Source organism: uncultured Parasphingorhabdus sp. (assembly GCF_963975555.1).
Lineage (GTDB): Bacteria > Pseudomonadota > Alphaproteobacteria > Sphingomonadales > Sphingomonadaceae > Parasphingorhabdus.
The window spans coordinates 126,485-151,686 of sequence record NZ_CAXBHH010000005.1 but is presented as its reverse complement, the minus strand read 5'-3'; the positions used below and the strand labels follow the sequence as shown (position 1 = coordinate 151,686).

The window sequence follows — 25,202 nt, the reverse complement described above, 5'->3', positions numbered from 1 at the left end:
GCTCATCTCAGCCGGTATAAATGCATCGCACCATAGATGGCCGAGCGGTCCTTGCGGGTCAGCGCCTGCGAGAGCTCGACATCATAATCCCACGCTGCGAGCAGTTCGTCGGCAACCCGCCCTGGCAGCAAGGTCTCTTCCGCCGCAGTCCGGAACAACACCCGCGCGCCCGGCTTGGCGGTCCGGTCAATCTCGCTCCACAGCCGGTTGAGCTGCTGGTCGGTCATCCAGTCCTGTGCGTCGAGCAGGATATAGCGATCCATCGATCCAGCGTCTTGGCTGGCGAGAAATTCGATGAAATTCTGATGCCTTATATCAAGCTTTTTGCTGCGTTCGCCAAGCCATGCAAAGCTGTCCCGCTCCAGATAGGGCGGCACCGATCCGGGCTCGGCGCTCTGATAGGCGCGGCCAAAGGCCTGTTGCGCAAAATAATTGTCGGCCATCGGAAAATCGCAGGCCAGCTTGCGGGTCCGCTCGCAAAGAACGTCGGCCATATGCTGATCGCCGGCAAGCGCCCGATATTGCGCTGGCGGAATACCGAGACCGAACAAGGCCATCGGGTTGGAGCAGAGAAAGCGCATCAGCTTCTTCTGGAACAGCGGCCTGATATGCCGCTCGAACAATTCGATCTGTTCATCGCGCGTCAGCGCGGTCATCATCAGCGATGGCTGCGCCCCTCCGAGCCGTCCGACGAAATGCACCAGGCCGATGAAATTACCGAGCAGACCCTTGCGATAGAAGCCCTTGGCAAAGCCGTTGATCCGGCGCTGACCGAAATGATCGCGGCCGTCCCAATATTTACGGCTGGCCGCGTCAAGATGCGGTCGCAGCCGGTCGCGATAGACCGCAAGATTGTCCTCGTGATTGGCTTGCCCGAAAAAGCGGAAAAACTCGCCGTGGCTGTTTAGCTGCCGCGCCGCCACAGATTTCAGCCGGTTGAGCGCAATATGGGCGGCGTTGAGATCGACCGCAGTGATCTTCGCTGGATTGGCGCGCAAATAGGAGAGGGCATTGCATCCGCCGCTGGCGATGGTGACGATATGATGGTCCGGCTGGATATCCAGCGCCTCCATATCGGCGATTGGGTCTTCCCAGATTTGCGGATAGACCAGCCCGCGAAAGGCCAGCGAGAAAGCCCTCTCGAGCAGCCCCGCCTTGCTGGCGCGATTCTGCAGGATCGCATCGTTCAATATGGTGGACTGTTTAATCGAACCCGCTTGTACGCTCATGGAGCCTCCCCGATAGTCTGGATCATCCCGGAGAATTTAGGCCGGTGCGGTGACGTAGGCGTGACCGGGATGTGACAGGTTTGAGACGGCGATACCGGATATGGAATTCACATAATTCCAGCAAAACCCTAATCTAGGTTATTGAACAAACCAAGAACATATCTTACTGTCGGGTCATGTCCAAACTCTCCCGATCCGAAAAACTGGCGATTCTGGCTGATGCCGCCAAATATGACGCGTCCTGCGCGTCGAGCGGGTCGGTGAAGCGCAATTCGGCGAAATCCGGCGGCATTGGCTCGACCGGCGGCATGGGCATCTGCCATAGCTATGCGCCGGATGGACGCTGTATTTCGCTGCTGAAAATCCTGATGACCAACTATTGCATGTTCGACTGCCTCTATTGCATCAACCGCTCGTCGAGCAATGTGCGCCGCGCGGCCTTCACGGTGCAGGAGATCGTCGACCTGACGCTGGATTTCTACAAGCGCAATTATATCGAGGGCCTGTTCCTGTCCTCCGGCATCATCCGCAGTCCGGATTATACGATGGAGCAGCTGGTCGAAGTCGCGCGCCGCCTGCGGGTTGTCCATCGCTTTGGCGGTTACATCCATTTGAAAACCATTCCCGAGGCAGATCCCGAGCTTTTGAAACAGGCAGGTCAATATGCCGACCGGTTGTCGATCAATATCGAATTGCCCGACGACGAATCGATCGCGCGGCTGGCGCCGGAGAAAGACGGCAAGCTGATCCGCAAGACCATGGACAATCTCGGCAAGCGGGTGCGCGAAGCAAAGGCGGAGCGCAAGACTTCGCGCAAGGCGCCGCTGTTTGCACCGGGTGGCCACAGCACGCAGATGATCATCGGAGCCGACGCATCGGACGACGCCAAGATCCTGACGACCAGCGACGGCCTCTACGGCAGCTACGGTCTGAAGCGGGTCTATTATTCCGCCTTCAGTCCGATCCCCGATGCCAGCAGCAATCTTCCGGCACAGGCCCCGCCTTTGTTGCGCGAACACAGGCTGTATCAGGCCGACTGGCTGCTGCGCTTCTACGGCTTTTCCGTTGCGGAAATCATGCAGGGCGGCAGCGCGGGCCAGCTCGATCTCAACATTGATCCGAAGCTCGCCTGGGCGCTGCAAAACCGCGCGCGCTTTCCGGTCAATATCAATCTGGCCGATCAGGAAAGCCTGCTGCGTATCCCGGGGCTGGGCGGAAAGGGTGTGGGCAAAATATTGCAGGCCCGCCGGTTCACTGCCTTGCGCCTGACCGACCTCGAACGCATCTGTCAGTCGGTGAAGAAGATATTGCCGTTTATCACCACGGTCGACTGGCACCCGGGCAAGCAGCTGGATTCCCTGAACCTTTATGACCGGCTGAAACCGCCACCCGAACAGCTCAGCCTGTTCTCAGCCTAGCTGCCCGTGAACGTGATGACAGCCGCTATCCAAGACGCGTACCGGATATCGCTTGCCAGCGAAGTCGATCTGGAAGGCTGGCGCGACCGTGCCCGGCGGCTATTGCAAGCGGGTATCGCGCCGGATCAGGTGACGTGGACGGTCGAGGGGCGGAGCGATAGCGGCGAACTGGATCTGTCGCCATCAGCCGCTTTGCCGGAGAAGAGCAGCGACCAGATCGCGCGCCCTGTCCGCATATCGAAGACTTTGCTCTCGCTGATCAACACCGCTCTGCTGCACAGGAATGAAGACCGTTTCGATCTCGGCTACCGTCTCCTCTATCGTGCCCAGTCTGTTCCGAGCCTGCACCGCAATCCCGCCGACGCCGACATGCTGAAACTGAACCGCTATGCCAAGGCGATCCGGCGCGACATCCACAAGATGCACGCATTCGTCCGCTTCCGCAAAATCGGAGCGACAGAGGGACGCGAGCAATTTGTCGCCTGGTTCGAACCGGACCATCATATCACCGAAGCGGTAGCGCCGTTTTTCCGCAACCGCTTCACCGGCATGGACTGGCTGATTGTCACGCCCGAAGCGAGCATCGCCTGGGACGGCGAAAAGCTGGCGGTCGGTCCCGGTGGCTGCAAGGATGACGTGCCGCAGGAGGACGTCGTCGAGGCAGAGTGGCGGACCTATTATGCCAATATCTTCAACCCCGCCCGGGTCAAGATCAGCGCGATGAAGTCCGAAATGCCGATGAAATACTGGAAAAACCTGCCGGAAGCGGAGCTTATTCCGTCACTGCTGGAGCAGGCTGGCACGCGGGTGGAAGCAATGGTGGCTCACATGCGGGACGATATGATATTTGAGGACAGGATGGATAAACCCACTGCAAATCTACCAACTTCGCTGGATCAGCTTTATGGGCTGCTGGAACAGCAGGCCGACGCGCCGAGAGAAAAATTCTCCGACCGATTGATCCGCGGCATTGGGCCGGACCATGCCGACATCATGATCATCGGCGAGCAGCCCGGCGATCAGGAGGACCGGGAGGGCAGGCCGTTCGTCGGACCGGCGGGCCAATTGCTCGACCGTGCGTTCGAAGACGCACAGATCGACCGTCAGCAGACATTCCTGACCAACGCAGTGAAACGCTTCAAATTCACCCCGCGCGGCAAGCGGCGCATCCACGAGACCCCCAATGTCGGCGAAATCAACTATTACCGCTGGTGGGTCGAACAGGAAATTCGGCTGGTCAATCCCAAGCTGGTCGTCGCGCTGGGCGCAACCGCCGCCCGGTGCCTGACCGGCAAGGCTGTCACAATCTCGCGTCACCGCGGCGAAATATTGCCCGGCGCAGATGACCGGTCAATCCTGATTACCGTGCACCCGTCCTTCCTGCTCCGCATCCCCGACGAGCAGGGGCGGCAGGTCGAATATGCAAAATTCGTCCGTGACCTGCAGCTGGCGGAAAAATTTGTCCGCTGAAACAAGTTGGGCTTGTCGCGACTTCCGTTATTACGCCGCCAGACCGCGTTGCAGATCGAGGCCGCTCGGTGCCTGAAAAGGACGCAGCCCGAATTCTGGCAGGATTGCCAGCATATGGTCGAAGATATCCGACTGGATATCTTCGTAAGCGTTCCACTCGGTCGTGTTGGTGAAGCAGTAAATCTCTATCGGCAGACCCTGCGTCGTCGGGTCGAGCTGGCGCACAAGCAGCGTCATGTCTTTGGTAATATGGCTGTTGGCGCGCAGATATTCGACAACATAGGCGCGGAAGGTACCGATATTGGTGACGCGGCGGGCGTTGACCTCGTCACGCCCGGCTTTCTCGATCGCGGCATTCCATTCGCCTAGTTCCGCCTGTTTGTGGCCGAGATATTCGTCCAGCAGCTGGAAACGGCGAAACCCGTCCTTTTCATCGCGCGTCAGAAAACGGATGCCGTTCTGGTCGATGAAGATCGACCGCTTGATCCGTCGCCCGCCCGCCTCGGCCATGCCGCGCCAGTTCTTGAAACTCTCCGAGATCAGGCGATGCGTGGGAATGGTGGTGATCGTCTTGTCCCAGTTCTGCACCTTGACCGTGTGCAGCGCGATGTCGATGACATCGCCGTCGGCATTCAGCGCCGGCATCTCGATCCAGTCCCCGACGCGCAGCATGTCGTTCGAGGTGAGTTGTACCGAAGCCACCAGCGACAGCAGCGTGTCCTTGAAAACCAGCAGGACGACCGCGGCCATCGCGCCGAGACCCGACAGGAGAAGCAACGGTGATTCATCCATCAACGCCGCGACGATCAGGATAGTGGCACCGGCATAGAGAATGATCTTGAGTAGCTGGATAAAGCCCTTGATCGGCCGGGTCGAAGCTCCGGGCCGATGGTCGTAAATGTCGTTTGCAAGGGTGAGTGCCTTGCTCAGCGCCATCCCGACAAACAGGATGATCGAGGCGGACACTACGTTGCTGACCAGAGTCACAACCGGTGTCGACAAGTGGGGTACCGCGCCAATGCCGTTCGAGATGATAAGCGCTGGTACGATATTGGCCAGCCGGGCTGCGACCGGCACCGGCGTGATGTCGTCATAGGGCATCCAGCGCGTGACGATCCGCAGCACGATATGCTTGATGATAAAATTGGCGATCCACGCAATTGTGAGAAGTATGCAGATGCCGACCAGCGTTTGGCCCGAGGGCGCCAGATTGGGAAGGAAGGGAATGCTATCTATGATGGATAGGCTTTCGCTCTGAAATTGCTGCATGGTGTCATGCCCGCAAGGGTGCGGGCTCTGTCTCCGTTTTGGGGGATGTGAGGCGAGGGCGAATTATGACCGGCGGCACCGTCAGTGTCAACTGAAGCGACTCGAAGCGTTTCACCTCTCGACATCATAGTCCCGGTGCTATTAGGTATCATATAACAACCCCGCCAATGGTCAGGAGATATATGACTTTTCTCAACACCGAACTGACCCTGCTCGTTCTGGGCGTTATATTGCTCACCACCGTTCTCGCCGGGACCTTGTCCAGCCGGTTCGGCTTTCCCGCTCTGATCGGATTTATCGGTCTCGGCATATTGGCCGGCGTCGAAGGGCCCGGCGGCTTCTATTTTGAAAATTTCGAACTGACCCAGGGGATCGGCATTGCCTGTCTTTTGTTCATCCTCTTCTCCGGCGGCATGGGCACCGACTGGCGCGACGTCCGGCGGATGGCGGCGCCGGCTTTACTCCTGGCTACCATCGGTGTTCTGATCAGCGCGGGAATCGTCGCGCTTTCGGCGATCTTCATATTGGGCTTTGGCCCGCTGCAAGGTGCCTTATTGGGAGCGGTTATCGCCTCGACCGATGCGGCGGCGGTCTTTGCCGTGCTGCGTTCATCGGGCCTTGATCTGCACGGCGATGTACCGGCGCTGATCGAGACCGAATCCGGCTCGAACGATCCGATGGCGATCTTTCTGGTCGGCGCGATGCTGTTCCTGATAGAAAGCCCGTCCGCTTCCCCCCTCCAGCTTGCTCCCGATTTCGTTATCCAGATGGTCATGGGGGCGATCGTCGGCGTTGGTGTCGGCTTTGCCATGCCGGAAATCCTGAAACGCGGCGGCTATCAGCAAGGTGGCCTGGCCTTTGTCATATCGATTGCCGCCGCTTTGATCGCTTTCGGTCTTGCCGAAGTGCTTGCCGGTAATGGTTTTCTGGCCAGTTACCTGGCTGGCATCGTCGCCGGGAACAGGACCTATGCCGCCAGAGAGACCGTGTCCGGATTTCAGGACGGTATGGCGTGGCTGTCGCAGGTGGTGATGTTCTTCACCCTCGGCTTGCTGGTCACGCCCTCGAATCTCGGCCCCGTCATCATCCCTGGGCTTTCGATCACCTTCATCCTGATGTTCGTCGCCCGGCCTTTGAGCGTTTTCATCTGCCTTGCCCCGTTCCGCCAGTTTGACTGGCGAGCAAAGCTGTTCGTGTCCTGGGCCGGCTTGCGCGGCGCGGTGCCGATTGTCCTTGCCACTTTCCCGATGGTCGCCGGTGTGCCGGGCGCCTTCGCGATATTCAATGTCGTGTTTTTCGTCGTGCTGCTGTCCAGCGTCATCCAGGGGCCGACGATCAAATGGGCGGCCGACCGGCTCGGGGTCAGAAGCTGATTTGACGGGTTCGATGGGCTCCAGCGATCATGCTCATGGTTGAAGACGACCGCTGGAGTATATCACGCGTGACCCGGAGCTAGAAACCGAATCCGACGGAAAAGCCGATCGCGGTTTCGGCGAGATGGATATTCGCTTCGCCGCCGCCGAAGGGTGCCGGGATCGATCCGGAGCCGTAAACCGTCTGGCGCGGCGCGCGCATTGCATAGCCGGTGATCTCGATAGTGTCCGATGCCTTGACTGTCGCGCCCACAGTATAATGATCGCGGACCACGCCCGGCGCCAATATGTTGAGCAATGTCTCAGACTGCGGGACCGGATTGTTCGAGCGGCCATAGCCCGCGCGCAGGGTCAGCTTGTCGCTGGCCTGATAGACCGCTCCGACCTTCCAGACGTCAATATCGTCCCAGCCGAAGCCGGGGCCGTCATCCGCGCCAAAGGGAACGCCCTGCAACAGCAACGCAATCGGGTTGCCGACCGAGTTGACGCCGGAATATTCGATATGTTTGAAATCCACGCCCAGCGTCAGCTTCGGCGTCGCGTCGACCGAAACGCCCGCGCCCCAGGATGCGGGCATGTTGAAGCCGCCCTGTTCCGCGAACAGTCCGGCATAGCGATCGAACTCGGTGGTCCAGACTTTCGACTGGTAGAAAGCGCCGACGCGGAAATTATCACCGAAATTACCGAGATAGCCGACGCGGAAACCTGCACCAAAGGCCCAGTCTTCACCGCGGTTGGTGAAATTCGCCGGGTCCTGCGAATTGGCTGCGAATGGCTGGATGCCTTCGACCTCAAAGCTTTGCACGACGAAATGCGGCGACAGGCCGAGGCTCTGCCCTTCGGCAAATTCCACCGAAATGGTCGGCGCGATCGAAATCTGGCGCAGGTTCACGCCTGCCGGGCCGGTCGCGCCGAAACTGGCGAAGGGATTGGTCGCGTAATCTGTGTTCATGCCGCCATTCCCGTTGACCGCAATGCCGATCGAAACCGTGTCCGACAATGGCCGGACATAAGCGAATTCGGGCAGGATGAAGGGATTGGCATCATTGCCCGAATAGACCCCGTCGAGCCCAGCCTGATTGCCGATAATTTCGGAGCCGCGATCGGGGATGAAGACTTCGAAGCCCACATCCAGCCGGTGCTCGATGGCGGTCGCGGATGCCGGATTGCTGGCGATAGAAAACGCGTCTTGCGGCATAGCAATAGCCACGCCGCCCGCGCCCTTGGCCTTCGCTCCGACACCGTTGAGGAAATAGCCATCGGTCGCCTGCGCCGTGCCCGGCATGCAAAGCGCCGCACCTGCGAGCAGGATAGTGGCCAGCGAACGGATTGGGCGATTGGCGGCAGGGGTAGTGAAACGGGACATGACGATACGACTTTCTGTTGATGTACCGGCGCAACGGGAGAGGGTGTTCGCCGGAGCACGCCACTAGCGATTCCGACCCGCGCCCAGCAAGTTAGGAAAGATTGCGTGCGAAGTAGCTGAGCTTGGTGGGGCTGGGTTAGGGCTTCCCTCTCCCTCGCGGGAGAAGACATAGCAATCTTACGGCAATCCGAAATTTGACGCCCGGGATTGTGCTGCGAGCAATATGCGCATATTATATGCACATTATTAACCAGAGGAATTTCCGATGTCTTCGTCAGCGCGGCTGCAAAACCCGAAACGGCGCCCGATAAACCTGTCGATCCGCGAAGACATATTGAGCGAGGCCAAAGCGCTGAAGCTCAATGCCTCGAAGGCAGCGGAAGCGGGGATCGCGGCAGCAATCAAACAGGCGCGAGAAGACAATTGGCTGGCCGAAAATCAGGACACGATCGCGGCGCATAACCAGCGCGTCGCGGAATCCGGCCCGCTGCTGGTTCCTGACTGGGCCGATGATAATGGCGCGCTTTGATATCTATGCGCTGAACCGGACGGAAGTGCCTTATGTGCTGGAAGTGCAGGCCGACGTGCTGTCCGATCTCGCCAGCGTCGTGGTTGTCCCACTGGTTCCGGCGGAGGCCGCCCGCGCCGAAACCATGCGCAAGCTGAAACCGGAAATCACCATCAAGGGACAAAGCTTCTGCCTGATGACCACCGACATCGGCACCCTGCGCCGCGCGTCGCTGGGCAGGCCGGTGGTGAACGTGGAGGAGCCATATCGAGCGGTGATTGTCGATGCGCTGGATTTTCTGTTTCAGGGGTTTTAGAGATTATTGGGTCTAGGAAAGGGAAGATATGGCGATCAAAATAGGCATGAAGCCGGTCCATCCGGGCGAATTTATCCGGCAGGCGATCCTGCCCGATGAGCTGACCGTGACCGATGCGGCAAAAATATTGGGCGTCGGTCGTCCCGCACTGTCAACCTTGCTGAACGGCAAGGCCTCGCTGTCGCCGGAAATGGCGCTGCGGGTGGAGAAAGCCTTTGGCGTGAAGATGGACACTTTGCTCCGGATGCAGGCGCGCTTTGATGCGGCCCAGATGAGGCAGCGGGCAGGGGCGATTAAGGTGAAAGCATTTCGATATGAGGATGCGGCTTAGAAATATTTCGATAAAATAAAGTCTCCGAAAACTGCGTTGTCATCGTAATTCTGTTAGGCTTGAAGAATGAAATTATTATCGATCATTTCGATCCTAGGCGTGCTGACAAGCTGCACGTCCAATATTTCCGATCAAAAGCAAATTATGGAGACGATAGAATCGCGTATTCAGCTTCCTGAAGGAGCTAGGCCGATTGAAGCATATTCGCGTAACTATGCGAGATTGCCCGATAACAAGATACTCGCAGTTTACATTGAACCACGCGAGCGGAGCTCAATCGATGCAACAGAAGACTATGGATGCGAAGTTATGGGGAGCATCGATGAAAACGGAGAGCTGGAGAGCCGCCCATGCACAGAGGATGAATTAGAAGAGACGAAGGAAATGGAGAACGCAATTTCGGAATCGCAGGGAAATGCAAACAGTTCTCGTTGGTTCAAAAACTCACACGATCTGCCCGTTATGTCCGACGGTGGTTGCTTGTTAATCGAAGTGATCTTTGATTTGCGCTCAGATAGTTTTGATCATGTTCTGTGTAATGGCTCCTATTGAACGAGAGATGTCTGCTTTGAGATATTACCAACATCTGTTCAATCAGGGTGATTTGCGTACATTCCCCTCTCCCGTGAGGGAGAGGGATGTGCAGACTTGGCAGCTTGCTGCCTAGTCGAAGCTGGGTGAGGGTGTACCGGACCTTATTTGCACAGCAACCCACCAGCGGAACACCCTCATCCAACTGCGCCTAATCTTGCGGATAAGGCTTCGTATCCTTCTCCCGCACGGGAGAAGGTGTGGAAATTGCTGTCCTACACCTGGCTCAATCCGCTATTATCGCAACCGCTCCGCGCCAAGCGCGGGACGGGCTCTTTGACAATCTGGATATGATCGCGGCGCTGGCGGCTGCGCGCTTGTTTCTCAGGGGCCGGTTTGGGCGGCAATCCCAAAGGTTACACTCGACGGCCGGTTGGTTTCCTACAAAGGCAGGATTTCTGCGGCCTGGGGGCAAAGACTACAGAAAATAAAAGCGGATGTTTATGTAAAGTTCACGGCGCGACGCAAAATGGTCAGGCTCGCACGAAGACACGAAGCCACAAAGCGCAATCTCTTAGCGCCTTCGCGGCTTCGCGTGAGTCCCATAACGCTGCGCCCGACAAAAGGGCAGGCGAGAACCGTTCATAGGCCCTAAGTTTGACTAACTTTGGAGCTCAAGCGCGACGAAACAACCTAGTTCCCGGCTTCCCGCGCAACCTCGCGCCAGCCGATGTCGCGCCGGCAAAAACCGCTCTCGAAATCGATCTGGTCGACCGCAGCATAAGCCTTGGCCTGCGCTTCGGTGGCGCTGTCGCCCAGTGCAGTGACGTTGAGCACGCGGCCGCCGCTGGCGACCAGTGCGCCGTCCACCTCGGTGGTACCGGCGTGGAATATCTTGGCGCCTTCGCGCTCCGCTCTCGCCAGATTCTGAATCTTGCCGCCTTTTTCCGGTGTGCCGGGATAGTTTTTGGCGGCCATAACCACGGTGAGCGCGGTTTCGGGGGCGAAGACCGGGGTGCTGGTCTGGGCGAGGTCGCCCTTGGCGGTGCGCATCAGCAGCTTGGCAAGATCGCTTTCCAGCCGCATCATCAGCACCTGGCATTCCGGGTCACCGAAACGGGCGTTATATTCGATCAGCTGCGGGCCGGTCCCGGTCAGCATCAGCCCGGCGAACAGGACGCCGCTGTAAGGCGTGCCCTCGGCGGCCAAGGTGTCGACGGTCGGCTGGATAATCTCGTCCATCACCTGCTGTTGCAGCGCGGGAGTGAGAACGGGGGCGGGGCTATAGGCGCCCATGCCGCCGGTATTCGGGCCAGTATCGCCTTCGCCGACGCGCTTGTGATCCTGCGCGGTGCCGAAGGGGACGACCGACTTGCCGTCGGTGATCGCGAAGAAGCTGGCTTCCTCGCCGGTCAGAAATTCCTCGATCACCACTTCCGCGCCGGCTGCGCCAAAGCCGCCGCCGAACATGTCGGTGATCGCGGCCTCGGCTTCGTCGCGGGTCTCGGCGATGATCACGCCCTTGCCGGCGGCGAGGCCATCGGCCTTGATCACGACGGGAATGGAGAAACCGTCGAGTGCCTTGAGCGCGTCGGCGGCGCTGGTGGTCCGGACATAGCCGGCGGTCGGAATATTGGCGCGGCTGCACAGGTCCTTGGTGAAGCCCTTCGAGCCCTCGAGCTGGGCGGCTGCCTTGTCGGGGCCGAAGACCGCAATGTCGGCGGCGCGCAGGCTGTTGCCGAGGCCGTCGACCAGCGGCGCTTCGGGGCCGACGACGACCAGATCGATCCGCTTGCCCTGACAGAAGCGGACGACCGCGTCATGATCGGCAACGTCGAGCTGGACCAGTTCGGCATGTTGCGCGATGCCGGGATTTCCCGGTGTCGCGTAGAATTTCTCGAGAGAAGGGGATTGCGCCAGCTTCCAGGCCAAGGCATGTTCGCGGCCACCGGAGCCAATCAACAGGATATTCATGGACGATTCCCTCTCATTAGACGCGAAGCTCCTAGCCGAGAGCGGGCAGGGTGACAACGCCCCGCCTTTGTCGGTTTCGGAAATTTCCGGAGCGCTCAAGCGGGTGGTCGAGGATCGCTTCGGCTATGTCCGGATCAGGGGCGAGATATCGGGCTTCAAACGCGCGGCGTCCGGCCATGTCTATCTGGCGCTGAAGGATGACAAGGCGGTGATCGACGGGGTGATGTGGAAGGGCAATGCCGGGCGGCTGCCGTTCCAGCCGGAGGACGGCATCGAGGTCGTGGTCTCGGGCAAGCTGACCACCTATCCCGGCCGATCCAAATATCAAGTCGTGATCGACAAGATGGAACTGGCGGGCGAGGGCGCGCTGATGGCGCTGTTCGAGAAGCTCAAGGCCAAGTTGCTCGCCGAGGGCCTGTTCGATCAGGATCGCAAGAAGCCGATCCCGTTCCTGCCGAAGACCATCGGCGTGGTGACATCGCCGACAGGCTCGGTGATCCGCGACATCTTGCACCGGCTCGCCGACCGCTGCCCCAGCCATGTGATTGTCTGGCCGGTGCTGGTCCAAGGGGAGGGCGCAGCGAAACAGATATCCCATGCCATTCGCGGCTTCTCCGAGATGGCGCCGGATGGTCCGGTCGCACGACCCGATCTGGTGATCGTCGCGCGCGGAGGCGGTTCGATCGAGGACCTTTGGAGCTTCAACGAGGAAATCGTGGTCCGGGCGGTTGCGGATTGCACGATCCCGATCATCTCCGCCGTGGGGCACGAGACCGATACGACGCTCTGCGACTTTGCCGCCGACCTGCGCGCACCGACACCGACAGCCGCCGCCGAAATGGCGGTGCCGGTCCGGACGGAATGGCTGGCCACATTGTCGGAAAGCAAGGCGCGGATGGCGCGTAGCGTGCAGCGCAGCCTGAACATGGCGCAGGAAAGGCTGGAGGCGCAGCGGCGTCTGATGCCGGCGCTGACCGACTTGCTCCGCCCCCATCAGCAACGGGTGGATGAAGTGTCCGAGCGGATGAAATATGGCATGAGCCAGAATATCGCCCATGCCCGCAGTCGTTTTTCGGCAAGCGCCGGAGCCTTGCGGCCCTCAATATTGCAGCAGCGGCTGACGCGTTCGCAGGAGCAGTTGAAACGGCTCGATCTTCCGGTCAGTCTGGTGCAGCGCCCGCTGGGCGACGCGAAGCGGCGGCTGGACGCTTTGTGGCGGCTGGCGCAGCAGGTCTCTCCCGATGGTCCGCTGAAGCGCGGCTATGCGCGTGTATCCGGACCGGATGGCAGTCTGATCGCCAATCGCGCCGCCGCGATAAAGGCGGGTGATCTCGACCTGCACTTCCAGGACGGGACGGTCGGCGCGACTGTAACCGATGCCGCTCCCGCCAAGCCAAAGCCTGCGCAAGCCTCGCCTAGCCGAGTCAAAAAACCGGCGGATGACAGGCAGAAGGATTTATTCTAGGGGGGATTTGCGGTAGGATTGGCCGACTGTGACAATCATGACCGTAAATCGCAGGTAAAGGATCCAGGGAGTAAAAGCGTCCTATGTTAATGTCCAATCGCAACAAAGTGGCAAAGCTGCACTATATGCCCAACGGCTTCCGGCCGATGTCTTCAGGCGACCATGTCCTGTGCGCGGTGACCGGAGAAGCGATTCCGCTCGATGAACTTCGCTACTGGAGCGTCGAAAAGCAGGAACCTTATGCCACGGCACAGATTTCTGCACGCGCCCACCTACCGGAAAGCGAACAGTGATCGGCGGATTGAAAACAACATTATGCGCTTTTGCGTTCGCGGCTGTCGCTGCGCCAGCGGCCATTGTCTATGCCGGAACCGACGACACCGAACAGTCCGCCTTTCGCGAAGCTGTAAAATTCGGGTTTAGCGGCGAAGCAATCCAGGGAGGCGTGATGATTGGCGATGCACCAGCCGGTACCCGCAACCTGTCTTTTGACGGCGAGACCGTCCCGTTTGACGAAGACGGCAAGTTCATCATCGCCTTCAACCGCGATGCCGGTCAGGCGGCGCAATTGGTTGCGACATTGGATGACGGCCAGACCGTCAAGAAATTCATAAATATTGCTCCGCGCAAGTGGAAGATCGAGCATGTCAGTCTCAACCGCAACGGACGGACCGCCAGCGAGGCTTTCAAGCGGCGACGTGCGCCCGAGCTGGCGCAGATCAACGCTGCGCGCAGTGTTAAGAGTGACAGTGCAGGCTGGCGCGAGGATTTCATCTGGCCGGTCAAGGGCCGGATATCCGGCATGTTTGGCAATCAACGCATCTATAATGGCTCGCCCGGCAGCTATCATAGCGGTATTGATATCGCTGCCCCCACTGGCACCTATTATGTAGCACCCGCCGATGGCGTGGTAACGCTGGCCGCATCCAGCCCCTTCTCGCTGGAAGGCAATCTACTGATGATTGATCATGGCATGGGACTGAACAGCGCCTTTCTGCATAGTTCCGAGATCTTGGTCAAAGAAGGCCAACAGGTGAAGCGCGGTGAACCGATTGGCCGGATCGGCTCAACCGGCAGCGCAACCGGCCCGCATCTGCACTGGTCGATGAAATGGAATGCAGCGCGAATCGACCCGATATTACTGACCGGGCCGATGGAGTAGGTGGTATTCAACCTATCAACAAATTACAGAGTTGGTGACCTTTGACAGGGGGCGGGGTTTGAAAAACAGCGACTGCGTGCAGCTGTAATATTACTCGATTCGCTTTACGCTGATCGCACGCTGACCATTAATATTCGCCCAATAATTGGTAACCGCGCCTTTTTTGATTCGAACTTTGTTGCCCGACTTCGGGCTAAGCACGAGCTTTCGATCTCCGACTTGTTGCCATGTCGAACCATCTTCCAGACCGATAATCCATGTGCCGTAACCGATTTGACGGGCGGAGGTTACAACGCTCTCGATTTCTTTGATATCATCATTGTCATTATCGCCGCTTCCGCCAAACAGCCTGATCTTTGGCAAAGAAAAGCCAAACAGACCTTTTCTGGCTTCCTGGATATCAGTTTTGTCTGCGACAATCAGCTCATTGTTTCTTTGGGCGAGGTCGATCTGGTCCACTTTCTCGTCGTAGCACGCCAATTTTTCCGTTGAGTCGGTCATCTTGCGGCATTCTATCAATTCATCGAGCAACGCTGAGCGCTTTGGCGCTTCGTCCTTGGCAAGAACTGCTGCGGGTGAGGTGAACACGGCCAATGAAATCAGAATGGCCAGAGAGAGTTTTGAATTTTTGAAATGTTTCATTGGCAGTTTCCTAGGCAAGGCACTCACATCTGTGCGCGCAAAAGAGTTGTAATGCACCATCAATATAGTTGATGCAACATGATCTCTGCAGCGTGATTGTGCAGGTTTCTTAGTGCGAAGCTTTAGATGTAGAGCATATCAAGTCGTCGAAAGGTCCCGGGTCAGGATCATCCGCGGGGAGATGGTGAGCGCGACTTTAACCCTATTATGAGACTGTGGCAATTTAGTTACATCCACAACAAAACTTGCGGTTGAACCTGAACCTAGGGTTTACACGTGAGGATTGTTGCGGCATCGGAAGCGCATCCCGGTGATCTGGAAGGGCGTTTGGGGCGTCCTTCGGTATCATTCGGCAAACAAACGAGCAAACATGATAATGTTTGTTCTCCAGATATAGGGACTGGACCAAATGAAAAAAATGATGGTTTTTAAGGCAACCGTGGCTCCTGCCGTGCTTGGTATGGCGCTGGTTTCGACCAACGCGTATGCTCAAGACGTTCAGGAAGCCGCTGAGAGCGCGGAGTCCAGCGTTATCGTTGTGACGGGTTCGCGTATTCGTCAGCCAAATCTAGAATCGGCTAGCCCGATCACGGTTCTCAGCAACGAAGAATTCAAGCAAACGGGTACTACCCGCGTTGAAGATCTTGTTAACTCGTTGCCGCAGGTATTCGCCGGGCAAGGTGGTAACTACGCTAACGGCGCAAGCGGTATCGCAACCCTGAACCTTCGTGGTCTTGGTTCCGAGCGGACACTGGTGCTTCTCAACGGACGTCGGCTCGTTCCTGGCGACCCAACGACATCGGCAGCTGATATTAACGTCATTCCTGCTACCTTGATCAAGCGTGTTGACGTTCTGACCGGCGGTGCATCGTCCGTTTATGGTGCAGATGCTGTTGCTGGTGTTGTCAACTTTGTAATGGATACCGATTTTGAAGGTTTCCGTGTTGACTCGCAATATTCGTTCTACAATCACGATAACCGCAACAACAGCGACTATACCAATGCTCTTGATGCCCGTAACTTCGGTTACCCAAGAGGTATGTCGACCGATGGCGGTACTTTTGATGTGTCCGCTTCCTTCGGTGCTGGCTTTGATGACGGTCGCGGCCATATCACAGCTTATGCAGGCTACCGTAAAATTAACGCGGTAACCCAGGCTAATCGCGATTATTCGGCTTGTGCGCTTTCTGCGACTACGCAGGGATCGGCCAATCCTTATTCGTGTGGTGGTTCGGCTACCTCGCCAAACGGTACATTGTTCGCTTTTGACAGCACTGATCCCCGGACAGCTAATTTCACCTCTTTGACCTACCAATTTGGTCCTAATCGTACGATTGCCCCTGGATTTACCCCGTTCAACTTCGCGCCTTCTAACTATTTCCAGCGCCCTGATGAACGTTATACAGCTGGCGTTTTTGCAGATTACGAAATTTCGGACTCTTTGAAACCATATCTCGAGTTCATGTTCATGGACGACCGTACGGTTGCGCAGATTGCGCCATCGGGTAACTTCGGTAACTCGTTGTCGCTGAACTGCGACAACCCGCTGATCGGTGCTGCTCAATCGGCTTTGATCTGTGATAATGAGAACCTGCTAGTAAGCCCCGCTCCTGGCGATGCTTTCACAGTAGTTGGTAATGTCGCTGCAGAAAACGCAGCGCGTATTGCCCGCGGTCTTGGTGAGCCTCTTTTGCAGACCACACCGTTCGACTTCGTCGATCAAGCTACGGGTGGAACCTATAATCGCGGTTTTGCACAGATTTTGCGTCGGAATGTTGAAGGCGGTTCGCGTCGCGATGACCTGCAGCACACCAGCTATCGTGCCGTTATCGGTATGAAGGGTGACCTTGGTACAGCATGGAATTACGATGCTTATTACCAGTATGGCCGCACCAACTTCGCGGAAACCTATACGAACGATTTTTCGGTAACTCGTATAACCCGTGCGCTTGATGTTGTTAATGATGTCAATGGTAACGCCGTTTGTCGTTCCACGCTTGACGGCACCGATCCGAACTGTGTTCCTTGGGATATCTTCTCGCCAGGCTCGGTCACTCCATCGGCTGCTTCGAACGCTTATCTCTCGACTCCGGGCTTCCAGCGCGGTTTAGTCAGCGAGCAAGTCGCTTCAGCTTATGTGTCTGGCCAACTTGGTGAATATGGTATTAAGTCACCATGGTCCGATAACGGTGTTGGCGTTGTGTTCGGTGCTGAATACCGGAACGAACGTCTGGAATTCCTTTCCGACGTAGCTTTCCAGACAGGCGATCTGGCTGGTCAGGGAGCTCCAACACTTCCAGTTGATGGTTCTTTCAACGTGAAGGAATTTTTCACCGAAGTTAGCGTTCCGATCGCTCAGGATAGCTGGGTTCATGAATTCACGATCACCGGCGGATATCGCTATTCGGACTACAGCACCGGAACAAACACCGACACCTACAAGATTGAAGGTGAGTTTGCTCCAACCCCGGACATTCGTTTCCGCGGTGGTTACAACCGTGCCGTTCGCGCTCCGACAGTGCAGGACCTGTTCGCACCACAACGTGTTGCGCTTGATGGTAACTCAGATCCATGCTCTGGCTTTACCATTACCGCCGCTGATACCGGCTGTTTGGCACAAGGTCTTTCGGTTGGTCAGAACGTCGCGGCAAACCCAGCAGGTCAATATAATGGTCTGATTGGCGGTAACCCCAACTTGGTTCCGGAAATCGCTGATACCTACACTGCGGGTGTTGTATTGACCCCGACCTTCCTGCCCGGTTTCTCCGCTAGTGTTGACTATTTCAACATCAAGCTGGATGGCGCTATCTCTGGTATTGGTGCTGACACAATTGTCGGCGTATGTACGCAGTCAGCTGATCCATTCTTCTGCGGACTGGTTAATCGGGACGCTTCCGGTTCATTGTGGCGGAGTTCAGGTGGTTTCGTAAGTGATTTGCAGGAGAATATCGGTGGTTTGAGCACTGCTGGTGTTGACGTCGCAGCGAATTACGGTCGCGAAATTGGCAATGCTGGACGCTTGAGCCTCAGCTTTGTGGGTACCTGGCTCGACAAACTGGTTACGGACACCGGTGTTGCAGCTGCGGGTAGCTATGATTGCGCTGGCTTGTACGGCAACGTTTGCGGTACACCAAGTCCAGAATGGCGCCATCAGGCCCGTCTTGGCTTTGATATGCCAAACGGAATCGGTGCTTCGTTGCGCTGGCGTTATTTCTCATCGGTTACGGTCGATGCGCTTGATGCCAATCCAAACCTGAACAATACTTCGGGTAGCGGTCCTGCTCCAGGCGGCGTTGCTCGCCCAGGTCTGGCCAAGTTCGACGCCGTGAGCTATTTCGATCTCGCCTTGACTGCGAAGATCGGTGATAACTACAGCTTCCGTCTTGGTGCGAACAACGTCTTGGACAAGTCTCCACCAACAACCGGTTCGCAGGCTTGCCCTGCTGGCCCTTGTAACGGCAACACATTTGCTCAGGTTTATGATGCACTTGGCCGTTACATCTACGTCGGTGTTACCCTCGACTTCTAATAGTCGATCAACGAGAAAAAAAGGAGGCGGGCCGTTTGGCCCGCCTTTTTTTATGGCGGTCGAAGCCTCTTAGCTGCTAACAAAAAGAGATGGATCAAGCGGAGACTATCGCAGCAATCGCAACGCTCAATTTCTCCGATTCCGGAAAGATATTTGGGGTGGGTATTGAAGCGATACGCCACGATCTCTTAGAAGCGATGCTGCCGACTGCGGAACAAGCGGTTCGGCACTTTCCGCATGATGCAAAATTATGGCAACTTCTTGGCTTGGTGGCACGCGGGCTGAATGACGGCGCGCGGGCGGTTAGCGCTTTTGCTACTGCAGCAGCTCTGGCGCCGAACGACGCTCTCATTGCGCACAGTCACGCGCGTGTGATGCACGAAGCTGGTGGCATCGCCAGCGAGTTATATGAAAAAGCATTAATTCTTGCTCCTCAAAATGGCGAGGTTCTGCTCGGTCGCGCGGCTGCGCTGGTAATGGAACATGAAATTGAGAAAGCGGTCGGTCAGCTCGCTACGGTATTGAAAGCCAATCCCTTGTGGCTGGACGGTCATCGCTCGATTGCAAAAATTCGGGGGCAGGTCGGCGATGGATCTTCTTATACAGACAGCCTGAAAACCGCATTGTTACAAATGCCGGACGACCCCAGTTTACACCAACTTTTGGTAATGACCAATTTCCAAGCAAAGGATTTTAGAGCCGCGGCCATGAATATTGCCAATGCTAGACTGTGTTTGCCGGATTTGGAATGGATCGCCGAATGGGAGGCTTATTGCGCTAGTGAAAGCGGAGATATGCTACGTGCTGACAAGCTGTTTGATTCGCTGGGAGTGCCTGAAAATATTGATCACGCGCATCGGATTGTCAGGCATCACATAAAAGCAGGCCGGGCAGACCTCGCCGCAGAGGTTGGGGAGACATGGATAGAACGTGATTTGCAAGGGGTGCTTTGGCCCTATCTGGCGTTAGCGTGGCGAATAACTGGTGGTTCCCGCTGGGAATGGCTCGAAGGAGATCCGCGGTTCATCGGAGTTTACGATCTATGCCCTCAACTGGGCGATATCTCAAAGGTTGCCGCGGTTCTACGTGATCTGCATTTTGCGGATCGACAGCCGCTTGATCAGTCATTGAGGTTCGGCACCCAAACCGATGGCCCCTTGTTTTCACGGGTTGAACCTGAAATTAAATTGCTGCGGGATGCGGTCATCAATGTGGTTGAGCAACATATCGCCCAATTACCAGAAGCCCAAGCCGGGCATCCCTTGCTGGTCGAACGCCGAAAGCCTATACGTTTTGCCGGATCATGGTCCGTACGTCTGACAAGGCAAGGGATGCACGTTGACCATGTTCACCCTGAAGGCTGGCTCAGTTCGGCGCTATATATATCATTGCCAGCCAAAGCCATGGGAGACGGATCCGGAGAATCTGCCCACGATGGTTGGCTCAGTTTTGGTGAAAATCGGGAGCTGGTGCCCGACCTTGAGCCTTTCCGCATGATAGAGCCAAAGGAAGGTCGTTTGGTACTATTCCCTTCAACGATGTGGCATGGTACGCGAAAGTTCGATGATGGTGAACGTCTCACTGTTGCATTTGACATCGCACGACCAGCACGAGCCTGAGTAGAAAGAAATCATAATGTCCCTGCCACCACCAGAACTCCTGCCGGTTATGGAACAATTTCGCGCTGGTAATATGGCTGGCGTATTGGAAGAAGCAGAAGCTCTTCTGCGCAAAGACCCACAGTCGGTTCCGGCACTCGCCTTGGCAGGACTTGCCGCAATGCGTCTAGATAAACCCGAACGTGCAGTGCCGCATCTTCGGACGCATGTTAAAGTGGCTCCGGCAGATATGGCTGCGCGACTGAATCTCGCAACAGCGTTGATCCAACTTGATGAAAATGAAGAGGCGCTTGCTATTGTCGAGGGTGCCGAGGATGGGCCACTGGCGCGGCTCGAAGGTTATTTATTTCAACAGAAAGCAGATCTCCCGCGTGCAGCCGCCGCTTACGAGCGTGCCATCGCGGCCGATTCAACCGATTATAAAAGCTGGAATAATCTGGCCAATGTTCGTGCAGATAGTGACGACGTGGATGGCGCTGTACAGGCGTTTGAACAGGCTATCACCTACGCGCCCGATACGGTCGAGCTCTATATCAATCTGTCGCAGGTGTTGGCCAAAGCTGATCGGCAGGTGCCGCGCTTGGTGGTCATGCGCGATGCCGCTGACAAGGAGCCGGACAACCCTCATATTCTAACCGAATTGGGCCTTGCACTGGGTGCGAATGATGATCTGGACGAGGCTATCATCAAGCTCAAAGCAGCAGTGGGTATATATGCAGGTCAGGGTGACCGGGAATTGCGTGATGCGCATATGGAACTCGGAGTTGCGCTCGAAACGCTTAACCGGATTGACGAGTTGGAGGAGTTGGTTGCGCGATGCGATTCCATGGGAATGAAAGAGGCGGAACTGGCATTTCTGAAGGCGTCGCTGGCTCGCCGAAAGGGAGACTTTGAGTCTGCTTCTGTTTTTGCCGAGCAGATCCCTGATACAGTCAGTCCGGCGCGAACGGCAAAATTGCGGGGAGATATTGCAGATCGACTGGGGCATGCCGAGGAAGCTTTCGGCCGATATGAACAGATGAACGCAGCTGTCTTGGGAGAATCCCCGACGTTTGAGGTAGGAACGACCTATCGTGACCGGGTGGAAAGCGAAACCGCGTACTGGAATCCCGAACAGCTGTCAAAATTGTCATCTGCTCCATTATCCGAGTCGACCGTCGATCCCATTTTCCTGGTTGGATTTCCACGATCGGGCACAACCCTGCTTGATACGATGTTGATGGGTAATCCGGAGCTTCACGTGATGGAGGAGAAGCAGGTCCTGACGAACGCTATCGGTAAGAATAAATCGGTATCTCTGATCGAAATGGAGAGCTCCGAAATTTCTGCGATGAGAGATCAATATTTCAAGGTTGCCCAGGAACTGGTGCCTGGTGGGGATGGCAAGCGTTTGGTGGACAAGCATCCTTTATTGATGGCTCGGGTTCCGGAGATTTATGCGCTGTTTCCAAATGCTCAGATTATATTGTCCGAGCGGCATCCCTATGATGTCGTGTTGAGCTGCTTTATGGCCAACTTCCAACTCAATTCCGCGATGCGTAGTTTTACGTCTCTCGAGGAAGCTGCATATACTTATAGCGCCGCGTTTGCATCATGGGAGAATGCGACGAGCCATTTGCCTATCTCCATCCACCGCGTCCGTTACGAGCGCCTTGTTGCTGATCCTGCTGCTGAAATGAAGCCTCTGATTTCTTGGTTGGGATTGGAATGGCATGATGCCATATTAGACACTGTGGAAACTGCGCGAGGACGAGGAAGAGTTCCTACCGCCAGCTATGCACAAGTTACAGAACCCGTATATACCCGCGCTAGCGGGCGGTGGGAACGCTATCAAAGTCAATTGCAGGACGTCATCCCCATTCTCGCACCATGGGCTGAAAAACTAGGTTACCCAACCGGATAAAATTTCAGCAACACTAGTAATTTGTGGCGCGACTTTTCTGTGTCCGTTCGACAGATTCTCGATTTTGCTGCTTTCTCGCGTCCCATTCCGCAGCCGTCGCACAAACGCGTTTGGCGCCAAGACGGCTACCAGTATTTTCCTGCTTCCTACAAATCATGCGCGTTGGATCGCCCATATCTTCCTTGCCGGCCATTTTATCTTCGGTCACGGTGACGGATGATTGGTTTTTATCTTTTGCCGATGCCGTGCCAGAAATAGCAATTGCGATCATTGAAAATGTTACCAAATATTTCATGTGAAAATTCCATATGATTGGTCGAAAATCTATCTTCTAAAGTAGAAATTAGCTTTGATGAGGACAAAGGTCAAGTCGACGTCGTAACCGGCTCCATCTTCAGCGCGCCATCACCTTCATCGATCTTGACCGTCGATCCATCCGGCACTTCGCCGCGCAGGATCAGGTCGGCCAGCGGATCCTGAAGATATTTCTGGATCGCGCGTTTCAGCGGCCGTGCGCCGTAGACCGGGTCATAGCCAACCCGCCCCAGCCAGCGCCTGGCAGCATCGGTGAGGTCCAGTTCGATCTTCCGGTCCTTGAGCAGTTTCTGCACCCGCAATACCTGGATATCGACGATCGGCGCCATATGTTCTTCGCCCAATCTGTGGAACAATATAATTTCGTCCAGCCGGTTGAGGAACTCGGGGCGGAAATGAGCGCGGACGACTTCCATCACCTGCGGTTCGACATCCTTGACCGTCTCGCCATCCTTCATGTTCGCCATATACTGACTGCCCAGGTTGGAGGTGAGAATGATGAGGGTGTTGGAGAAATCCACGACCCGTCCCTGACCGTCAGTCAGGCGCCCATCGTCGAGTACCTGCAGCAGAACGTTGAACACATCGCTGTGCGCTTTTTCGACTTCGTCGAACAGGATCACCTGATAGGGACGCCGGCGAACCGCTTCGGTCAGCACGCCGCCTTCATCATAGCCGACATAGCCGGGAGGGGCACCGATCAGCCGTGATACGCTGTGTTTCTCCATGAATTCCGACATGTCGATCCGGACCATCGCCTGATCATCGTCGAACAGGAAGCCAGCCAGCGCCTTGGTCAATTCGGTCTTGCCGACGCCAGTGGGGCCGAGGAAGAGGAAGCTGCCCAGCGGACGGTTCGGATCCTGCAAGCCGGCACGACTGCGACGGACAGCAGCAGACACCGCTGCGACCGCATCCTTCTGGCCGATCACGCGCTTGCCGATGAGTTCTTCCATCGCCAGCAGCTTCTCGCGCTCGCCTTCGAGCATTTTGTCAACGGGGATGCCGGTCCACTTCGAGACCACCGCAGCAATATCTGCGGGGGTAACTTCTTCGCGCAACATCGCGCCGACCGTATCGTCGGCGGCTTCTTCGAGCGCTTTTTCCAGATTCGGAATAGTACCGTAGCTCAGCTCGCCGGCCTTGGCGAGATCACCGGCACGCTGGGCCTGTTCCAGCTCAAGCCGCGCATGGTCCAGTTGTTCCTTGAGTTGCGCCTCGGCATTGATCTTGTCCTTCTCGCCCTGCCAGCGCGTGGTCAGTTCTGCGCTATGCTGCTCCAGCTCTGCCAGTTCTTTCTCGAGCGTTTCAAGACGGCCCTTTGAGGCCTCATCGGTTTCCTTTGATAGCGCTTCGCGCTCGATCTTGAGCTGGATGATTCTCCGGTCGAGCGTTTCGATTTCTGCGGGTTTTGATTCCACTTCCATACGGATGTGCGATGCCGCTTCATCCATCAGATCGATGGCTTTGTCGGGCAGGAACCGGTCCGAAATATAACGGTTAGAGAGAGTCGCCGCGCTCACCAGAGCAGCGTCGGTAATCCGCACGCCATGGTGCAGCTCATATTTTTCCTTCAGCCCGCGCAGGATCGAAACCGTATCCTCGACCGTGGGTTCGCCAATGAATACGGGCTGGAACCGCCGTTGCAAGGCAGCGTCTTTTTCAACATATTTCTGATATTCATTGAGCGTCGTCGCCCCGATACAGTGAAGTTCACCGCGTGCCAGTGCAGGCTTCAGCAAGTTGGATGCATCCATCGAGCCTTCCGACGCGCCAGCGCCGACCAATGTGTGCATCTCGTCAATGAACAGGATGATTTCGCCTTCGGCTCCGCGCACTTCATCGAGCACGCTCTTCAGCCGCTCTTCAAACTCGCCACGATATTTTGCACCCGCGATGAGAGAGCCCATGTCGAGCGCCATCAAGCGGCGGTCCTTCAAGCTGTCGGGCACATCGCCATTGGCAATGCGCAACGCCATGCCTTCGGCGATAGCGGTCTTGCCGACGCCGGGTTCACCGATCAGGACCGGATTATTCTTGGTCCGGCGCGCCAGTATCTGGATCGTGCGGCGGATTTCTTCGTCGCGGCCGATGACCGGATCGAGCTTGCCGTCGCGCGCGGCCTGGGTCAGGTCGCGGGTATATTTTTCCATCGCTTCATAAGCATCCTCGGCAGAGACAGTGTCCGCCGAGCGGCCGCCACGCAAATCGTTAATTGCCGTGTTGAGTGCCTCGGCTGTAACGCCGGACGACAACAATGCCTTGCCGGCTGCCGTGTCCTTGGCGAGTAACAATGCGAGCAACAGCCGTTCCACCGTGACATAGCTGTCCCCGGCCTTCTCGGCGATCTGTTCGGCCTGATCGAGCACGCGAACCGCGTCATTGTTCAATCCGGGCGTCTGCTGAGCGCCGCCCCCAGATACTGCTGGAATCTTGGCTAGCGCTGCATCAATTTCCTGATGCGCCTTTTTGGCATCGCCGCCCGCCTTGGTGATCAAACCCGATGCCATGCCCTGGTCATCTTCGAGCAACGCCTTTGCCAGATGCGCCGCGGTTATTTGCTGGTGGCTCATCCGGATCGCGACGGTCTGGGCGGATTGCAAAAAGCCCTTGGCGCGGTCAGTGAATTTCTCAAGGTTCATCGGTTCATCCTGTTCAATCTCAGTGTCTTGTCATAAATATGGTGTTGTACTCGTGCAACACAACCATATTGATGACTTTTTCCGTCGGCTTGATATGGTAAGCGCTAACGAGCGTGAAGATATACGCAGCATATGATGCT

At 56.7% G+C, this 25,202-nt stretch carries 20 protein-coding genes; 13 read left to right on the top strand and 7 right to left on the bottom strand.

Translation table 11 applies throughout. The features are described from left to right. Positions 1-2: 2 nt before the first annotated feature. The gene (locus AAC060_RS12215) at positions 3-1,229 is read right to left on the bottom strand and encodes a DUF3419 family protein (RefSeq protein ID WP_339826597.1); all 1,227 of its coding nucleotides are present in this window, start codon (positions 1,227-1,229) and stop codon (positions 3-5) included. A gap of 176 nt (positions 1,230-1,405) precedes the next feature. On the opposite strand from AAC060_RS12215, the gene AAC060_RS12210 reads away from it, so the two are divergent. Beyond that, a complete protein-coding gene (locus AAC060_RS12210) occupies positions 1,406-2,647 on the top strand; it encodes a putative DNA modification/repair radical SAM protein (RefSeq protein ID WP_339826595.1) in 1,242 nt (413 codons plus the stop codon). Between the two features lie 15 nt (positions 2,648-2,662). Beyond that, positions 2,663-4,117, top strand: a complete 1,455-nt coding sequence (locus tag AAC060_RS12205; protein ID WP_339826593.1) for a UdgX family uracil-DNA binding protein — start codon at positions 2,663-2,665, stop codon at positions 4,115-4,117. 30 nt (positions 4,118-4,147) lie between these two features. Here AAC060_RS12205 and AAC060_RS12200 read toward each other — a convergent pair whose 3' ends face one another. After that, complete coding sequence (locus tag AAC060_RS12200; protein ID WP_339826591.1) at positions 4,148-5,386, bottom strand: mechanosensitive ion channel family protein; 1,239 nt, start codon at positions 5,384-5,386, stop codon at positions 4,148-4,150. Between the two features lie 182 nt (positions 5,387-5,568). Between AAC060_RS12200 and AAC060_RS12195 the strand changes: the two genes are divergently transcribed. Continuing rightward, positions 5,569-6,759, top strand: a complete 1,191-nt coding sequence (locus AAC060_RS12195; RefSeq protein WP_339826589.1) for a potassium/proton antiporter — start codon at positions 5,569-5,571, stop codon at positions 6,757-6,759. 79 nt (positions 6,760-6,838) lie between these two features. On the opposite strand, the gene AAC060_RS12190 is transcribed toward AAC060_RS12195, so the two are convergent. Further along, complete coding sequence (locus AAC060_RS12190) at positions 6,839-8,125, bottom strand: porin (RefSeq protein WP_339826587.1); 1,287 nt, start codon at positions 8,123-8,125, stop codon at positions 6,839-6,841. Positions 8,126-8,390: 265 nt separating this feature from the next. Between AAC060_RS12190 and AAC060_RS12185 the strand changes: the two genes are divergently transcribed. The 4 genes from AAC060_RS12185 (at position 8,391) to AAC060_RS12170 (ending at position 9,832) form a co-directional block, all read left to right on the top strand. Further along, positions 8,391-8,654: a type II toxin-antitoxin system CcdA family antitoxin gene (locus AAC060_RS12185; RefSeq protein WP_339826585.1), complete on the top strand. Its 264-nt coding sequence runs from the start codon at positions 8,391-8,393 to the stop codon at positions 8,652-8,654. Continuing rightward, positions 8,641-8,949, top strand: coding sequence for a CcdB family protein (locus AAC060_RS12180; RefSeq protein WP_339826583.1), 309 nt, complete (start codon positions 8,641-8,643; stop codon positions 8,947-8,949). Before AAC060_RS12185 ends, AAC060_RS12180 begins: the two co-directional genes overlap by 14 nt. A 28-nt stretch (positions 8,950-8,977) precedes the next feature. Then, entirely contained in the window at positions 8,978-9,280 is a 303-nt protein-coding gene (locus tag AAC060_RS12175; protein WP_339826581.1) for a HigA family addiction module antitoxin, read from the top strand. A gap of 66 nt (positions 9,281-9,346) precedes the next feature. Continuing rightward, on the top strand, positions 9,347-9,832 hold the full coding sequence (locus AAC060_RS12170) for a hypothetical protein (protein ID WP_339826579.1): 486 nt from the start codon (positions 9,347-9,349) through the stop codon (positions 9,830-9,832). A gap of 672 nt (positions 9,833-10,504) precedes the next feature. Here the strand turns inward: AAC060_RS12170 and purD are convergent. Next, a complete protein-coding gene (gene purD, locus AAC060_RS12165; protein ID WP_339826576.1) occupies positions 10,505-11,785 on the bottom strand; it encodes a phosphoribosylamine--glycine ligase in 1,281 nt (426 codons plus the stop codon). On the opposite strand from purD, the gene xseA reads away from it, so the two are divergent. From xseA to AAC060_RS12150, 3 genes are all read left to right on the top strand, one after another. Next, positions 11,784-13,250 carry an exodeoxyribonuclease VII large subunit gene (xseA, locus tag AAC060_RS12160; RefSeq protein ID WP_339826574.1) on the top strand — a complete coding sequence of 489 codons (1,467 nt, stop codon included), beginning with the start codon at positions 11,784-11,786 and terminating at the stop codon, positions 13,248-13,250. The two genes, purD and xseA, sit on opposite strands and share 2 nt — an antisense overlap. 83 nt (positions 13,251-13,333) lie before the next feature. Further along, positions 13,334-13,543 carry a DUF2093 domain-containing protein gene (locus AAC060_RS12155; RefSeq protein WP_339826572.1) on the top strand — a complete coding sequence of 70 codons (210 nt, stop codon included), beginning with the start codon at positions 13,334-13,336 and terminating at the stop codon, positions 13,541-13,543. Beyond that, complete coding sequence (locus AAC060_RS12150; RefSeq protein WP_339826571.1) at positions 13,540-14,412, top strand: M23 family metallopeptidase; 873 nt, start codon at positions 13,540-13,542, stop codon at positions 14,410-14,412. The genes AAC060_RS12155 and AAC060_RS12150 overlap by 4 nt, the downstream gene beginning before the upstream one ends. Positions 14,413-14,502: 90 nt before the next feature. Here the strand turns inward: AAC060_RS12150 and AAC060_RS12145 are convergent, their stop codons facing one another. Next, positions 14,503-15,054 (bottom strand): hypothetical protein, encoded by a 552-nt coding sequence (locus AAC060_RS12145; RefSeq protein WP_339826569.1) that lies wholly within the window; start codon positions 15,052-15,054, stop codon positions 14,503-14,505. Between the two features lie 409 nt (positions 15,055-15,463). Between AAC060_RS12145 and AAC060_RS12140 the strand changes: the two genes are divergently transcribed. From AAC060_RS12140 to AAC060_RS12130, 3 genes are all read left to right on the top strand, one after another. Next, positions 15,464-18,583, top strand: coding sequence for a TonB-dependent receptor (locus AAC060_RS12140; RefSeq protein WP_339826567.1), 3,120 nt, complete (start codon positions 15,464-15,466; stop codon positions 18,581-18,583). An 89-nt stretch (positions 18,584-18,672) separates the two neighbouring features. Beyond that, a complete protein-coding gene (locus AAC060_RS12135; RefSeq protein ID WP_339826565.1) occupies positions 18,673-20,202 on the top strand; it encodes a putative 2OG-Fe(II) oxygenase in 1,530 nt (509 codons plus the stop codon). 16 nt (positions 20,203-20,218) lie between these two features. Continuing rightward, positions 20,219-22,105 carry a sulfotransferase gene (locus tag AAC060_RS12130; RefSeq protein ID WP_339826563.1) on the top strand — a complete coding sequence of 629 codons (1,887 nt, stop codon included), beginning with the start codon at positions 20,219-20,221 and terminating at the stop codon, positions 22,103-22,105. A gap of 13 nt (positions 22,106-22,118) precedes the next feature. Here AAC060_RS12130 and AAC060_RS12125 read toward each other — a convergent pair whose 3' ends face one another. Both AAC060_RS12125 and clpB read right to left on the bottom strand, forming a co-directional pair. Beyond that, positions 22,119-22,400 (bottom strand): hypothetical protein, encoded by a 282-nt coding sequence (locus tag AAC060_RS12125; RefSeq protein ID WP_339826561.1) that lies wholly within the window; start codon positions 22,398-22,400, stop codon positions 22,119-22,121. 70 nt (positions 22,401-22,470) lie between these two features. Continuing rightward, complete coding sequence (gene clpB / locus AAC060_RS12120; RefSeq protein WP_339826559.1) at positions 22,471-25,062, bottom strand: ATP-dependent chaperone ClpB; 2,592 nt, start codon at positions 25,060-25,062, stop codon at positions 22,471-22,473. Positions 25,063-25,202 lie beyond the last annotated feature (140 nt).